Origin of the sequence: Sinorhizobium sp. FG01 (assembly GCF_002531875.1) — a bacterium.
GTDB lineage: Bacteria > Pseudomonadota > Alphaproteobacteria > Rhizobiales > Rhizobiaceae > Sinorhizobium > Sinorhizobium fredii_C.
On the sequence record NZ_NWTB01000002.1, the window covers coordinates 182,769 to 197,409 of the forward strand.

The window sequence follows — 14,641 nt, forward strand, 5'->3', positions numbered from 1 at the left end:
TCCTACGAGACGCGTAAAGGTCGCTGTAGCACTTTGAATTGCTGCATGTCTTTGTCCTTAAATCGGGATCGATCCAAGGAGACATGCAATCGGGTTCTCCCGGCTGCTGGGCCGGCTCCGGCCGGCCTGGCAAGTCTCGTGAAACGAAGTTCGACAGGCGCAGGGTCCATGCATCAGGCAACGAGCGCGACGGTCGGTGAAAAGCCGCTTCTGTCCCTTCGCAACATCACCATGACCTTCGGCGGCGTCAAGGCGCTGAAGAATGTAAGCTTCGAGGTCCGCCCCGGCGAAGTGCATTGTCTCGCAGGCGAGAACGGCTGCGGCAAGACCACGCTCATCAAGGTGATCACCGGCGTCTACCGCCCGGCGGACGGCGCTGTCATCGAATATGACGGCGAGACCTATTCGCACATGTCGCCGGTTACCGCCCAGGACCGCGGCATCAAGGTCATCTGGCAGGACCTGGCGCTGTTTCCGGAAATGAGCGTCGCCGAGAATATCGCCTTCCACGAAGTGGTCGGCCGCCGGCCGCGCCTGGTCGACTACGGCCGCATGCGGCAGATCGCCACCGACGCGCTCGCTCGGCTCGGCGTCAGTCTCGACGTCGACATGCCGCTGAAGGAATATGCAATCGCCCAGCGCCAGATCGTGGCGATCGCCCGGGCACTGATCGGCGAGGCGAAGCTCGTCTTCATGGACGAGCCGACCGCATCGCTGACGCAGTCGGAGACCGATCACCTCCTCGATATCGTTCGCAACCTCTCTGCTTCCGGTGTCGCCGTCGTCTTCGTCAGCCACCGGCTCGCCGAGGTGCTGGAGATTTCAAGCCGCATCACGGTGCTGCGCGACGGGGCGCTGGTCGGGGTCTATCCCGCCGCCGGCATGACGCAGTCGCGCATCACCGAACTGATGACCGGCAAGATCTTCGACCAGCATGTCCGCGCACGCGCGAAGGACGATCAGCCGGTGGTGCTTGATGTTCGGGGGCTAACCCGGCCCGGCCAGTTCGAGGACATTTCGCTCACAGTCCGGCGCGGCGAAACGGTCGGCATTACCGGGCTGCTGGGGGCCGGGCGGACCGAGCTGGCGCTCGCCCTCTTCGGCATGCTGAGGCCCGTCTCCGGCACGATCAGCATCGAGGGGCGGGACGTTCGCTTCACCTCGAACCGCGATGCGATCAAGGCTGGCGTCGCCTATCTCTCGGAGGACCGGCTGTCGCTCGGGCTCATCCAGCCGCAGGCGATCGCCGACAATCTGGTGATCGCCTCGTTGCGAAAGATCCTTTCCGGCGGGCTGCTCTCCGAGGACCGCAAGCGCAGCCTCGTTTCGCGCTGGATCGCCGATCTTGGCGTCAAGATCGGCCGCCAGGCCGATGCAATATCGACGCTCTCGGGCGGCAACCAGCAGCGTGTGGCGATCGCCAAATGGCTCGCCACGGATCCGAAGGTCCTCATTCTCGACTGCCCCACGGTTGGTGTCGATGTCGGCGCCCGCGCCGGCATCTTCGACATCGTGGCCAGCCTCGCCGAGAGCGGCCTAGCAATCATCCTGATCTCCGACGAGGTGCCGGAAGTCTATTTCAACGCAGACCGCGTCCTGCATATGGCGCAGGGGCGGATCGTCGGCAGCTATGATCCGCGCCAGGCGCGGCTGGAAGACATCGAGGCGGCCGTCTATGCGTAGCCTGATCCGCACTCACGCGACCGAATTCTCGCTGCTGGCAGTGATCATTGTCATCAGCACCGTGCTTTCCTTCGCCACGGCGAACTTCTTCTCGCTCGGCAACGCCTTCGACCTCCTCAATATCAGCGCGGTCAACATCATCTTCGCCGTCGGCCTGCTGGTCGTGCTAATTGCCGGCGGCATCGACATCTCCTTTGCCGTCTCCGCTTCGGTCGTGCAATATTGCACCGCGATCGTGCTCGGCTGGATCGGCGGCGGCGGCTGGGTCTCCGGGCTTCTGATCGCCGCCTCGTTCGGCGTGCTGCTCGGCTGCGTCAACGCCTTCCTGATCCACCGCTTCCGGATCATCTCAATCGTCGCGACGATCTCCACGTTCAACATCTATTTCGGGCTGCTGATGTTCTTCACCCGGGGCGTGTCGATCTACGACCTGCCCGACTGGCTGACCGACCGTGTCATCCTCTTCGAGCATGAAATGCCGGACGGGACCTGGATCGAGATCACGCTGCCGGTTCTCGTGATGGTGATCTGTGTCGTAGCCACCTGGATGCTGATCACCCGCACCACGATCGGCCGGCAGCTCTACGCCTTCGGCGACAACCCGGAGGGCGCGCGCCGCTTCGGCATCAACATAGGCGCGATGCAGTTCATCGCCTTCGGCTGGCTCGGCCTGATGGCCGGCATCGGCGGGCTGATCCAGGCGCATTATGCCCAGGAGGTGGTGCCGAACGCGCTTTACGGCCGCGAACTCGACGTGCTTGCTGCGGTCGTCCTCGGCGGCGCTCGCCTCGGCGGCGGCAAGGGTTCGGTGCTCGGCTGCGTGCTCGGCGTTCTCCTGATCTCCATCACCCAGAACGGCCTCAACCTGATGGGCGTCTCACCCTTTGCCTTCAAGATGATCGTCGGCGCCATCATCCTGCTCGCCATCACGCTTTCCAATACGCGCATCGAACGTCTGGTGCCCTTCGTCGGCCAGAAGGGAGGGGGACGATGAGCACAATCCTCGAGCGCGTCAAAACGGCCCTCGGGCCGGAGATGGCCGGACCCGGCCTCGCCTTCGTCGCCGTCGTCCTTGTCTTCGGACTTGCCTCGCCGCAGTTCCTGAGTGCCGCAACCTTCGGCTCCGTCGCTTTCCAACTGCCCGAACTCGGCCTGCTGACGCTTGCCATGCTGCTGCCGATCCTCACCGGCGGCCTCAATCTGGCGATCACCTTCACGGCGAATATCGCCGGGCTTACGGTCGCCTGGGTCCTCAGGGAGAATGGCGGCGTCGATGCTGGCGTCGGCATCTTCATCGTCGGCTGTCTGCTGGCGCTTCTGGTCGGCGCGGCAAGCGGCGTCGTCATGGGGCTGGTGATCGCCTTCACCCGCGCCCATCCGATCCTCGTGTCGCTGTCGATGATGATTTTCCTGCGCGGGCTCGGCGAGTTCCTGACGCGTGGCGGCGACATTTCCGGGTTCCCCGCCTTCATGGGACCGATTGGCCATGGTTCGATCGCCGGCATCCCCGTACCGCTCATCGTCTTCATTGTCTGCGTGCTCGGCTGGCACGTGCTGCTCGGCCGCACCAAGCTCGGCTTCAATACCTACATGATCGGCTCCAATCTCGAGGCGACCCGCTATTCCGGCATCAATACGCGCAAGGCGATCGTCCTCGTCTACACGCTCTCCGGGATGATGTGCGCCATTGCCGGCATCATCATGCTGGCACGGTTCAATTCGGTGCGCATCGGTCACGGCGAGTCCTACCTGCTGATCACCGTGCTTGCCTGCTTCCTCGGCGGCGTCAATCCGTTCGGCGGCTTCGGCCGGGTCATTCCCGTCTTCGTGGCGCTGGTGGTGCTGCAGCTTCTATCGTCCGGCCTCAATCTCATAGGGGCCAACCAGCATCTTGCGACCGCCGTCTGGGGAATCCTGCTCGTCGGCGTGATGATCCTTCGCTGGGTCGCTTCGAAAATCAGGGTTTCCATCATCAGAAGAGGATCATGACAATGCAGGGATTTGGCGTCCATACGAGCATGTGGACCATGAACTGGGACCGTCCGGGTGCGGAGCGGGCGGTGGCAGCCGCCGTCAAATACGAGGTCGATTTCATCGAGATCCCGATGCTGAACCCGCCGGCCGTCGATACGGAACATACCCGTGCGCTGCTCGAGAAAAACCGGCTGCGGGCGCTCTGCTCGCTCGGCCTGCCCGAGCGCGCCTGGGCCTCGGTGCGGCCGGATGCGGCGATCGAGCATCTGAAGGTCGCGATCGACAAGACCGCGGAGCTCGGCGGCGAGGCGCTTTCCGGAGTCATCTATGGCGGCATCGGCGAGCGCACCGGCGTGCCGCCGACGCTCGCGGAATACGACAATATCGCCCGGGTGCTCGAGGCCGCCGCCAAGCACGCCAAGTCGCGCGGCATCGAAATCGGCGTCGAGGCCGTCAACCGCTATGAGAACCACCTGATCAATACCGGCTGGCAGGCAGTGAAGATGATCGAGCGCGTCGGTGCCGACAACATTTTCGTCCATCTCGACACCTACCACATGAACATCGAGGAGAAGGGCGTCGGCAAGGGCATTCTCGATGCACGCGAGCATCTGAAATATATTCACCTGTCGGAGAGCGACCGCGGCACGCCCGGCTACGGCACCTGCGGCTGGGATGAAATCTTCTCGACGCTTGCCGCCATCGGCTTCACGGGCGGTCTCGCCATGGAGAGCTTCATCAACATGCCGCCGGAAGTGGCCTACGGCCTTGCGGTCTGGCGGCCGGTCGCCAAGGATGAGGAGGAAGTGATGGGCAATGGCCTGCCCTTCCTGCGCAACAAGGCCAGGCAATATGGGCTGATCTGAAGACCTCAACAGGCGGCCAGGTTCTGTTGGCCGCCTGTTGCTCCAGAGCAATAGGAAGTGGAGGCAGCGGTGAGCGATCGAGGAAGTGCAAAGGCGATGATCGCCGTCCTCGACGTCGGCAAGACCAATGTTAAGCTCAGCGCCGCCCAGGCGGACGGCACGATCGTCGAGACCCTCAGCGTCCCAAACCCCGTTCTGCCCGGACCGCCCTGGCGCCATCACGATCTGAATGCCTTAAGCGATTGGATCTTCGAGACGCTGGCGATCCTCTCGCGCCGCCATGCCTTCGACGCCTTCGTCACCTCCGGACATGGCTCCGGCGGTGTGCTGACCGGCGCGGATCCGGATGCCGGCGACGGCGCCGCTCTTCCGATGATCGACTATGAGCAGCCATTGCCGGCCGATATCCGCGACGGCTATGCGCCGCTCGCCGGCAGCTTTCTCGACCGCGGCAGTGCGACCATGCATGGCGCGACCCATCAGGCCCGTCAGCTCTATTGGATGGAGCAGCGCGAGCCGCGCGCGTTCGGGAATGCCCGTTGGTATCTCGGCCTGCCGCAATATTGGGCCTGGCGGCTTTCCGGTGTAGCCGCCTCGGAAGCGAGCTTCCTCGGCGCCCAGTCGCATCTCTGGAATGTCGCGGAAGCGCGCTGGGCGCCGATCGTCAGCGCCCGCGGCTGGCAGCACCTGATGCCGCCCTTCGCCAAGGCATGGCAGGCGCTGGGGCCCGTCCAACCCGAACTTGCCCGCCGCTTCGATCTGCCGGAAGGGCTGCCCGTGCTGACGGGCGGCCATGACAGCAGCCTCAATCATTATCGCTATCACGCCGCCGGGCTGCGGGATTTCACGGTCATCTCCACGGGGACCTGGATCGTCGGTTTTTCCGGTTCGACGCCGGTCGGGCGGCTCGAGGAGCATTGCGGCATGACCCTGAACAGCGATGTTTTCGGCAATCCGCTTGGCGGCATTCTGACCATGGGAGGGCGGGAATTCTCGCAGATCGCCGGCAGCGATCCGCCGGCCGAGCCTGTGCCGCCCGAAACGGTTGCGCGTCTGATAGCGCAGCGCACCTTCGCCGTTCCCTCCTTCGGAGAGGGGGATGGCATTTTTCCCGGCAGCGCCGGACGCGGCCGAATCCTGGGTCCGCCAGTCGCGGAGCCGATGGAACGCAAGGCCCTGGCGCTCCTTTGTTGCGCGTTGTTGACCGCCGAGTGCATCGACATGCTTTCCGATGATCGCCTCGTCGTCCTCGATGGAAGTTTTCTGCTCGATCCGCTCTATGCGGGGCTCGTGGCGTCCTTGCTTCCAGGCCGCGCGGTGCGCGTCAATCTCGATGCCTATGGCGTCGCCGGCGGTGCGGCGCTGCTTGCCGGCCAGGAGAGGCGCCGTCACCCGGCACCACTTACCCTCGGGAAGCCGTCCAAACTCAAAGACCTCACACCCGAGCTCATAGGCTACGCCGCCGATTGGCGGGCCCTTGCCTGCGCAGCGCCGGGCAAGCGAAATGAATTCGAATACGCGAAAGGAAGCTTCCATGGCTGAAGACCCAACGACCGACAAGCTGGCACTGAGGCGCGAGATGGTGGACATCTGCCGGCGGATGAATTCGAGCGGCATCAACCAGGGAACGGCCGGCAATCTTTCCGTTCGTGCCGGCGAGGGGTTCCTGATCACCCCATCTTCCATGCCTTACGAGACGATGCAGCCGGAAGATCTGGTCGAGATGGATTTCGATGGAACCTATGTCGGCCATAGGCCGTCGTCCGAATGGCGGTTCCATCGTGATATTCTGCGCGCCCGCACCGATATCAACGTCGTGCTCCATTGTCACTCGATCTATGCAACGACGCTCGCCTGCCACCACAAGACCATTCCGAGTTTTCATTACATGACGGGCATTGCCGGCGGCACGACGATCCGCTGCGCCGAATACGCGACCTTCGGCACGCAGGCGCTTTCCGACAACGCGCTTGCCGCACTCAAGGACCGGACCGCCTGCCTGCTTGGCCAGCATGGCCAGATTTCGCTCGGCAAGACGCTCGAATTGGCGCTCTGGCTTGCGATCGAAGTCGAGACGCTGTCGCGGATCTATGTCCAGGCTCTCACCCTTGGCGAACCGCCGATCCTGCCTGACGACGAGATGGAGCGCGTCATCGCCCAGATGCAGCGCATGAGCTACGGCCAGGCGCCGGATGCGGAGGGCGTGAACGACATCGCCCGCCCGCGCGGCGAGGCGTGAATTCTTTCGATCAATCGTAGAGACAGCCGACAAGGCGGCAGCCAGTTCACTCGACTCCTTCGGGGGACCCGCCTCTGCCAAGTATCAAATAATCAATTGCACAATGTGTGTGAAGGGCGTCATCGCCCATTTGCCGCTGTCATCCTTCGTCGTTCTGTAGATGATGAAGTCTCGACCGACGGTGAACTTTCCGTGCATGGTGATTTCATTGCCGGTTGAGAGAACTGCTCGAAGTTCGTTTGCATGACGCAGCTCGATTTGATCACTGATCAAATCGGCCAGGACTTGATTTAAAATTTCCGGTTTCTCAGACATCCGAAGCCCCAACTGTTGCCGCAGGCAGGCTGATGATGGGGCCATATTCCGACACGGTAGGCAAGGGCCACCAGCGATCTCTCGGATATCGGCTGCGCGAACGGACTCATGTCCAAAATTGCGCAGCGGTTTGGGTAATGACATGCATAAAGCGCATCGCGTGCAGTAAGCAACGCGTGCTTTAGTTATCCGGAACGATTGCCGGTCTGACGGGTGGGGGCTCCTGAACGCCGGGATCGAGTGCGAGAATACTGACCACAAGAGCGATGAGGATGCAGATAAGCACGAGGAAGGCCATGCCTGCTTTGTCGGTGCGCTTCGGCATGTCCTATATGGAATGGCGAATGTGAGAAATTCGAGGCAAATGCCCAGAGATCGGGCCGGCTCTGCACCTTTGCGCTGAACCAAGGAATCGCCTCCGCCTTACCTCCAGCGCTGGACAGTAGACGGGCATCTACGCCTTTCGCCATCAAAGCATGGTTGCGCCGCTTGCCCACCTTCTTCTTTTGCAATTCGTGCTTGGCCGCCCGGCTCTTTGGAAGGAAATTAGCCGGCAGCGATGTTATCGTTCGCGAGAGGCCCGCATAGCGGTAACATGTGCCGGCCTGTTCGTCGGTGAGGAGATCGTCGGCGGGCGTCGGGAGGAGAACGGAATGTTTGAAGCTGGATTGAACTTCGCCCTGGGCGAAGAGATCGACGCGTTGCGCGACAGCGTGCGGCGGTTCGCCTCCGAGCGGATTGCGCCGCTGGCGGATGAAACGGATCGCAGCAACGCCTTTCCGGCGCCGCTCTGGCGGGAGATGGGCGAACTCGGCCTGCTCGGCATCACCGCCGACGAGGCCTATGGCGGCGCCGGGCTCGGCTATCTCGCCCATTGCGTCGCCATGGAGGAGATCAGCCGCGCCTCGGCCTCGGTCGGCCTGAGCTACGGCGCCCATTCCAATCTCTGCGTCAATCAGATCAATCGCAACGGCAACGCCGAGCAAAAGGCGAAATACCTGCCGAAGCTGATCTCTGGCGAGCATGTCGGGGCGCTCGCCATGTCGGAGCCGGGCTCCGGTTCGGACGTGGTCTCGATGAAGCTCAAGGCCGACAAGCGCGGCGACCGCTACGTCTTGAACGGCAGCAAGATGTGGATCACCAACGGCCCCGATGCCGATGTGCTGGTCGTCTATGCCAAGACCGATCCTGCCGCCGGGCCGCGCGGCATCACCGCCTTTCTCGTCGAGAAGGCCTTCTCCGGCTTCTCGACCGGTCAGAAGCTCGACAAGCTCGGCATGCGCGGCTCGAACACCTGCGAACTTGTCTTCAAGGATTGCGAGGTGCCTGAAGAAAATGTGCTCGGCAAGGTCGGCGAGGGCGTCAAGGTGCTGATGTCGGGCCTCGACTACGAGAGGGTGGTGCTTTCCGCCGGGCCGCTCGGCATCATGGCGGCTTGCCTCGATGTCGTCGTCCCCTATCTCCATGAGCGCAAGCAGTTCGGCCAGCCGATCGGCGAATTCCAACTGATGCAGGGGAAGCTTGCCGACATGTATGTGACGATGAATGCGGCGCGCGCCTATGTCTATGCAGTGGCGGCGGCCTGCGACCGCGGCGAGACGGCCCGCAAGGACGCTGCCGGCTGCATTCTCTATGCGGCCGAGAAGGCAACCGCCATGGCGCTCGAGGCGATCCAGGCGCTCGGGGGCAACGGCTACACCAACGACTATCCGGCCGGCCGGCTGCTGCGCGACGCCAAGCTCTACGAGATCGGCGCCGGCACGAGCGAGATCCGCCGCATGCTGATCGGCCGCGAACTGTTTGCCGAGACGAAATAGCCACTACGGCGCCGTGCGTCCTTCAGGCGTACAGAGGACGCTATAGACCGAGGGGCGCCGCTTGACTGAGGAAGGGCAGGGCTGGGGGACAATGACAATCTTGCGATCGCACATCTCGCCATCCTCGGATGTGTTCAAGGCAAACCGGGCCGCCATGGCGGAGGCGATCTCGACGATAGAGGAAGCGGTGCGGCTGGCGGCCGGCGGCGGCGGAGAAACGGCGCGCGAGCGCCATGTCAGCCGCGGCAAGCTCCTGCCGCGCGACCGGGTCGCTGCCCTCGTCGATCCGGGCACGCCCTTTCTGGAAATCGCGGCCACGGCTGCACACGGGATGTATAACGGCGACGCGCCCGGCGCCGGGCTGATTGCCGGCATGGGGCGGATCTCCGGCCGCGAATGCATGGTCGTCTGCAACGACCCGACCGTCAAAGGCGGCACCTATTATCCGATCACGGTGAAGAAGCATCTGAGGGCCCAGGAGATCGCCGCCGAAAACCGGCTTCCCTGCGTCTATCTGGTCGATTCCGGCGGCGCGAACCTGCCGAGCCAGGACGAGGTCTTCCCGGATCGCGATCACTTCGGCCGCATCTTCTACAATCAGGCCAATATGTCGGCGGCCGGGATTCCGCAGATCGCCGTGGTCATGGGCTCCTGCACGGCCGGCGGCGCCTATGTGCCGGCGATGTCCGACGAGACGATCATCGTCGAGGGCCAGGGGACGATCTTTCTCGCCGGCCCGCCGCTGGTCCGTGCCGCGACCGGAGAGGTGGTGTCGGCCGAGGATCTCGGCGGCGCCGACGTGCACACCCGGCTCTCCGGCGTTGCCGACCACCTGGCGCGCGACGACGCGCACGCGCTGGCGCTCGCCCGCCGCGCCGTCGCGGGGCTCAACCGCGAGAAGCCGCATTCCGTCGAACTTCGCGTACCGGAACCGCCGCTCTACGATCCCGACGAGATCGCCGGCATCGTACCGGGCGATCTGAAGACGCCCTATGAAATCCGCGAGGTGATCGCCCGGATCGTCGACGGCTCGCGCTTCGACGAGTTCAAGGCGCGTTTCGGCACGACGCTCGTCTGCGGTTTTGCCCATGTCCACGGCATCCCGGTCGGCATCGTCGCCAACAACGGCGTGCTGTTCTCCGAATCGGCGCTGAAGGGTGCTCATTTCGTCGAGCTCTGCGCCCAGCGCAAAATCCCGCTCGTCTTTTTGCAGAACATCACCGGCTTCATGGTCGGCCGCAAATACGAGACCGAGGGCATTGCCAAGCACGGCGCCAAGCTGGTGACGGCGGTCGCGACCGTCAAGGTTCCGAAAATCACCATGCTGGTCGGCGGCTCGTTCGGGGCCGGCAATTACGGCATGTGCGGCCGGGCCTTCTCTCCGCGCTTTCTCTGGACCTGGCCGAACAGCCGCATCTCGGTGATGGGCGGTGAGCAGGCGGCGGGCGTGCTTTCGACTGTGCGCGGCGAGGCGCTGAGGCGCGCCGGAACGCCCTGGAACGAAGAGGAGGAAGCACGATTTCGCCAGCCGGTTCTCGATCTTTTCGAGCGGCAGAGCCATCCGCTCTATGCCTCGGCGCGTCTGTGGGACGACGGCGTCGTCGATCCGCGCAAGAGCCGGGAGGTGCTGGCGCTGTCGCTCTCGGCAGCGCTGAACGCGCCGGTCGAGGACACGCGTTTCGGGCTGTTCAGGATGTAGGAGCTTGGGGAATGAAGCGCGACAATATCAACGCCCTGAGCGCACCGCAGCCGCGCGGCGGCTACTCGCAGGCCGTGAGCATCGAGAATTTCCGGCGACTGCTCTTCGTCAGCGGTCAGGTGCCGATGAATTCAAGCGACATCGTGCCGGACGGTTTCGAGGCGCAGGCGCGCCAGGTGTGGCTGAATGTCGATGCGCAGCTGAAGGCGGCGGGCATGTCGAAGGCCGACATCGTCAAGGTGACGACCTATCTCGCCGACAGGCATCATCTCGCGGCGAACCGCGAGATCCGCAACGACTATCTGGGTGCGCTGGCGCCGGCGATGACAGTGGTGGTTGCCGGAATCTTCGATTCCGCCTGGCTCCTCGAAGTCGAAGTGGTGGCGGCGCAATAAGCGGAAGAGAGGCGTATGTTTTCGAAGCTCCTGATAGCCAATCGCGGTGAAATTGCCTGCCGCGTCATAGGCACCGCCCGCCGGCTCGGCATCCGCACCGTCGCCGTCTATTCCGATGCCGACGACGACGCGCTCCACGTGGCGCTGGCCGACGAGGCAGTGAGGATCGGCGCGGCGGCGGCCTCCGAGAGCTATCTGTCGATCGAGCGGATCATCTGGGCGGCGAGAAGCGTCGGGGCGGATGCCATTCATCCCGGCTACGGCTTTCTTTCGGAGAATGCCGACTTTGCCGCCGCCGTCGAAGCGGCGGGCATGGTATTCGTGGGGCCCTCTGCGGATGCGATCCGCGCCATGGGGCTGAAGGACGCCGCCAAGGCGCTGATGGAGCGCGCCGGCGTTCCGGTCGTGCCCGGCTATCACGGCGAAGAGCAGGATGCTGGCTTCCTTGCCGGGGAGGCGGCCGAAATCGGCTATCCGGTGCTGATCAAGGCGCGCGCCGGCGGCGGCGGAAAGGGCATGCGGCGGGTCGACCGGCGGGAGGACTTCGCCTCGGCGCTGGACGCCGCCCGGCGGGAGGCCGAAGCCGCCTTCGGCGACGGCTCGGTGCTGATCGAAAAATATCTGACCAGACCGCGCCACATCGAGGTCCAGGTCTTCGGCGACCGGCACGGCAATTTCGTTCATCTGTTCGAACGCGACTGCTCGCTGCAGCGTCGGCACCAGAAAGTGATCGAGGAGGCGCCGGCCCCGGGGATGACCGCCGAGGTGCGCCGCGCCATGGGCGATGCGGCGGTCACTGCGGCGCGGGCGATCGGCTATGTCGGCGCCGGGACGGTCGAATTCATTGCCGACGTTTCGAACGGGCTCTGGCCGGATCAATTTTTTTTCATGGAGATGAACACCCGGCTGCAGGTGGAGCACCCGGTGACGGAGGCGATTACCGGCTTCGACCTCGTCGAGTGGCAATTGCGGGTTGCCGCCGGGGAGCCTCTGCCGAAAAAGCAGACCGACATCACGATCGACGGCTGGTCGTTCGAGGCACGGATCTATGTGGAGGACCCCGCCAAGGGATTCTTGCCGGCGATCGGCCGGTTGCAGCACCTGCACTTTCCGGAAGGCAAGGCGCGGATCGATTCCGGAGTGCGGCAGGGCGACATGGTGACGCCCTATTACGATCCGTTGATCGCCAAGCTGATCGTCCATGGCCCCAACCGGTCGGCGGCCCTTGGCCAGTTGCAGGCCGCGCTCAAGGAATGCCAGATCGGCGGCACGGTCACCAATCTCGACTTCCTCATCCGCCTGACCGAAGAACACGATTTCCGCTCTGGCAGGCCCGATACGGGTCTGATCGACCGCGAAATCGAGCGGCTGACGGCGCCGGCCGCGGCCGACGACGAGGCGTTGGCGCTGGCGGCAGTCGTCGCGACCGGCGTCCTCGAGCTGGCCATAAAAAGCGATCCCTGGTCGTCGCTCGGCTATTGGCAGATATGGGGCGACGCGCAACGGACGGTGACGGTTGAGCATGGCGGAGTCCGCGTGGCGGCGACCCTCAAGGCCCGCGGCCGCGACCAGTTCGCAGTGCATGCGGGGTCGAGCACGCTGCCGATCCTGGTGCTCGAGCGGTTCGAGGACGGCGCCCGGCTCGAAGTGGCCGGGCAGAAGCGGATGCTTCGCTTCCTCAAGGACGGCGAGACATTGACCTTGTTCTTCGGTGGCCGCAACCTCGTCTTCCACCTGCCGGATTCGCTTTCGGGCGGGCACACGAGCGAGATCGCCGACGACGAACTCATCGCGCCGATGCCGGGACTCATCAAGCTGGTGCGCGTCGGCGCCGGCGAGGCGGTCGCCAAGGGCCAGCCGCTCGTCGTCATGGAGGCGATGAAAATGGAGCTTACGCTCTCGGCGACGCGGGAAGGCAAGGTAGCGAGCGTGCACGTGGCGGAGGGCGCGCAGGTCAGTGAAGGCACCGTGCTCGTCAAGCTTCACGAGGAGGCGGCCGAATGACCTCGCAGAAAAGCGAGCACGTCACGATCGTCGAGATGGCGCCGCGCGACGGTCTGCAGAACGAGGCCAGACTCGTCGATACCGGCGACAAGATCAGGCTTGTCGACCTGCTCTCCGACTGCGGCTACGAGCGGATCGAGGTGACGAGCTTCGTCAGCCCGCGCTGGGTGCCGCAGATGGCCGATGCTCCGGCCGTGATGGCGGGCATTGCGCGGCGCCACGGCACGCGCTACACGGCGCTGGCACCGAACATGCGCGGCTTCGAGGCGGCCCTTGCCTCCGGCGCCGACGAGGTGGCGATTTTCGCCTCGGCCTCCGAGAGTTTTTCCCAGAAGAACATCAACTGTTCGATCGCCGAAAGCATCGAGCGGTTCCGTCCGGTGGCGGAGGCGAGCCGTCATAACCGCATTCCGCTGCGCGGTTATGTGAGCTGCGTCGTCGAATGCCCCTACGAGGGGCCTATCGCGCCGCAGGCTGCTGCCCGCCTGGTGCGGCTGCTTTCCGGCCTCGGCTGCTACGAGATCAGCCTCGGCGATACGATTGGACGAGCGACCCCGGAAGCCGTCGACGCCATGCTGGAAGCGGTGCTCGGCGAGATTGCCGCAACGAAGCTCGCCGGTCACTTCCACGACACGTCAGGCCGTGCGCTCGAGAATATCGCGGTTTCGCTGGAGCACGGTCTCAGAGTGTTCGACGCATCTGCCGGCGGCCTTGGCGGATGCCCCTATGCACCCGGCGCCGCAGGCAATGTGGATACGGTCGCGGTCAACGCGCTTCTAGGGAAGAGGGGCTTTTCCACCGGACTCGACGCCGAGAAGCTCGAACAGGCCGCCGCCTTCGCGCGCTCCTTGAGGAGTACGGCATGATCTACCAAACGATCCGCTACGACCGCGACGAACGCGGCATTGTCCGGCTGACGCTCGCGCGCCCTGAAAAGCACAACGCGCTCTCGGCCTTGATGATCGGCGAACTCACGGAGATTGCCGGCCGGCTTGGAGCCGATCAGACCGTGCGGGCGGTCGTTCTCGAAGCGGAAGGCAAGAGTTTTTGCGCGGGCGGCGACCTGGAGTGGATGCGGCGGCAGTTCGCGGCAGACAGGCCGACGCGGATCGCCGAGGCGACGCGGCTGGCGATGATGTTCAAGGCTTTGAACGAGATGCCGAAACCGTTGATCGCGCGGGTCCACGGCAGCGCCTTCGGCGGTGGGGTGGGGCTGATCAGCGTATGCGATGCCGTCGTCGCCGAGCGCGGGGCGAAATTCGGGCTGACGGAAACCCGCCTCGGGCTTATCCCGGCTACCATCAGCCCCTATGTCGTCGCCCGGATCGGGGAGGCGAGGGCGCGGCCTATGTTCATGTCGGCGCGGATTTTCGGGGCCGAAGAGGCGAAAACCGCTGGCCTGGTCTCGATGGTCTCGAACGTTGCCACGTTGGATGCCGCCGTAGAGGCCGAAGTCGCGTCCTACCTGGTGGCGGCTCCGGGAGCCGCCGGCCGTGCCAAGCGGCTTGCGCGGTCGCTCGGCAGCCCGATTACCGATGTCGTCATCGCTTCGACGATAGAGCAACTCGCCGACACCTGGGAAACCAAAGAAGCGCAAGAGGGGGTCGCGGCCTTCTTCGAGCGCCGCGAACCGTCCTGGCGGAGCTGAG

The 14,641-nt window shown here is 64.4% G+C and carries 13 protein-coding genes; 12 read left to right on the forward strand and 1 reads right to left on the reverse strand.

Going from position 1 to position 14,641, the window contains the following annotated elements; genetic code table 11:
• The first annotated feature begins 168 nt into the window (after positions 1-168).
• From CO656_RS01005 to CO656_RS01030, 6 genes are all read left to right on the forward strand, one after another.
• On the forward strand, positions 169-1,683 hold the full coding sequence (locus CO656_RS01005; RefSeq protein WP_097524720.1) for a sugar ABC transporter ATP-binding protein: 1,515 nt from the start codon (positions 169-171) through the stop codon (positions 1,681-1,683).
• Positions 1,676-2,677: an ABC transporter permease gene (locus CO656_RS01010; RefSeq protein WP_097524489.1), complete on the forward strand. Its 1,002-nt coding sequence runs from the start codon at positions 1,676-1,678 to the stop codon at positions 2,675-2,677. Before CO656_RS01005 ends, CO656_RS01010 begins: the two co-directional genes overlap by 8 nt.
• Positions 2,674-3,672, forward strand: coding sequence for an ABC transporter permease (locus tag CO656_RS01015; protein ID WP_097524490.1), 999 nt, complete (start codon positions 2,674-2,676; stop codon positions 3,670-3,672). Before CO656_RS01010 ends, CO656_RS01015 begins: the two co-directional genes overlap by 4 nt.
• Positions 3,673-3,674: 2 nt before the next feature.
• Positions 3,675-4,523 (forward strand): sugar phosphate isomerase/epimerase, encoded by an 849-nt coding sequence (locus CO656_RS01020; protein WP_037416713.1) that lies wholly within the window; start codon positions 3,675-3,677, stop codon positions 4,521-4,523.
• A 69-nt stretch (positions 4,524-4,592) separates the two neighbouring features.
• Positions 4,593-6,065, forward strand: coding sequence for an FGGY family carbohydrate kinase (locus tag CO656_RS01025; RefSeq protein WP_234819617.1), 1,473 nt, complete (start codon positions 4,593-4,595; stop codon positions 6,063-6,065).
• Complete coding sequence (locus tag CO656_RS01030; protein ID WP_097524492.1) at positions 6,058-6,762, forward strand: class II aldolase/adducin family protein; 705 nt, start codon at positions 6,058-6,060, stop codon at positions 6,760-6,762. Before CO656_RS01025 ends, CO656_RS01030 begins: the two co-directional genes overlap by 8 nt.
• 84 nt (positions 6,763-6,846) lie before the next feature.
• On the opposite strand, the gene CO656_RS01035 is transcribed toward CO656_RS01030, so the two are convergent.
• Positions 6,847-7,077 carry a hypothetical protein gene (locus CO656_RS01035; protein ID WP_037416716.1) on the reverse strand — a complete coding sequence of 77 codons (231 nt, stop codon included), beginning with the start codon at positions 7,075-7,077 and terminating at the stop codon, positions 6,847-6,849.
• 653 nt (positions 7,078-7,730) lie between these two features.
• Here CO656_RS01035 and CO656_RS01040 point away from each other — a divergent pair.
• The 6 genes from CO656_RS01040 to CO656_RS01065 all read left to right on the forward strand — a co-directional run bounded on the left by CO656_RS01040 (position 7,731) and on the right by CO656_RS01065 (position 14,640).
• Positions 7,731-8,894 (forward strand): isovaleryl-CoA dehydrogenase, encoded by a 1,164-nt coding sequence (locus tag CO656_RS01040; protein WP_097524493.1) that lies wholly within the window; start codon positions 7,731-7,733, stop codon positions 8,892-8,894.
• Between the two features lie 91 nt (positions 8,895-8,985).
• Positions 8,986-10,593 (forward strand): carboxyl transferase domain-containing protein, encoded by a 1,608-nt coding sequence (locus CO656_RS01045; protein WP_097524494.1) that lies wholly within the window; start codon positions 8,986-8,988, stop codon positions 10,591-10,593.
• An 11-nt stretch (positions 10,594-10,604) separates the two neighbouring features.
• Positions 10,605-10,988 carry a RidA family protein gene (locus CO656_RS01050; protein WP_097524495.1) on the forward strand — a complete coding sequence of 128 codons (384 nt, stop codon included), beginning with the start codon at positions 10,605-10,607 and terminating at the stop codon, positions 10,986-10,988.
• Between the two features lie 15 nt (positions 10,989-11,003).
• On the forward strand, positions 11,004-12,992 hold the full coding sequence (locus CO656_RS01055; RefSeq protein ID WP_097524496.1) for an acetyl/propionyl/methylcrotonyl-CoA carboxylase subunit alpha: 1,989 nt from the start codon (positions 11,004-11,006) through the stop codon (positions 12,990-12,992).
• Positions 12,989-13,858 carry a hydroxymethylglutaryl-CoA lyase gene (locus CO656_RS01060; protein WP_097524497.1) on the forward strand — a complete coding sequence of 290 codons (870 nt, stop codon included), beginning with the start codon at positions 12,989-12,991 and terminating at the stop codon, positions 13,856-13,858. Before CO656_RS01055 ends, CO656_RS01060 begins: the two co-directional genes overlap by 4 nt.
• On the forward strand, positions 13,855-14,640 hold the full coding sequence (locus CO656_RS01065) for a crotonase/enoyl-CoA hydratase family protein (protein ID WP_097524498.1): 786 nt from the start codon (positions 13,855-13,857) through the stop codon (positions 14,638-14,640). Before CO656_RS01060 ends, CO656_RS01065 begins: the two co-directional genes overlap by 4 nt.
• The last annotated feature ends 1 nt before the right edge of the window (position 14,641 follow it).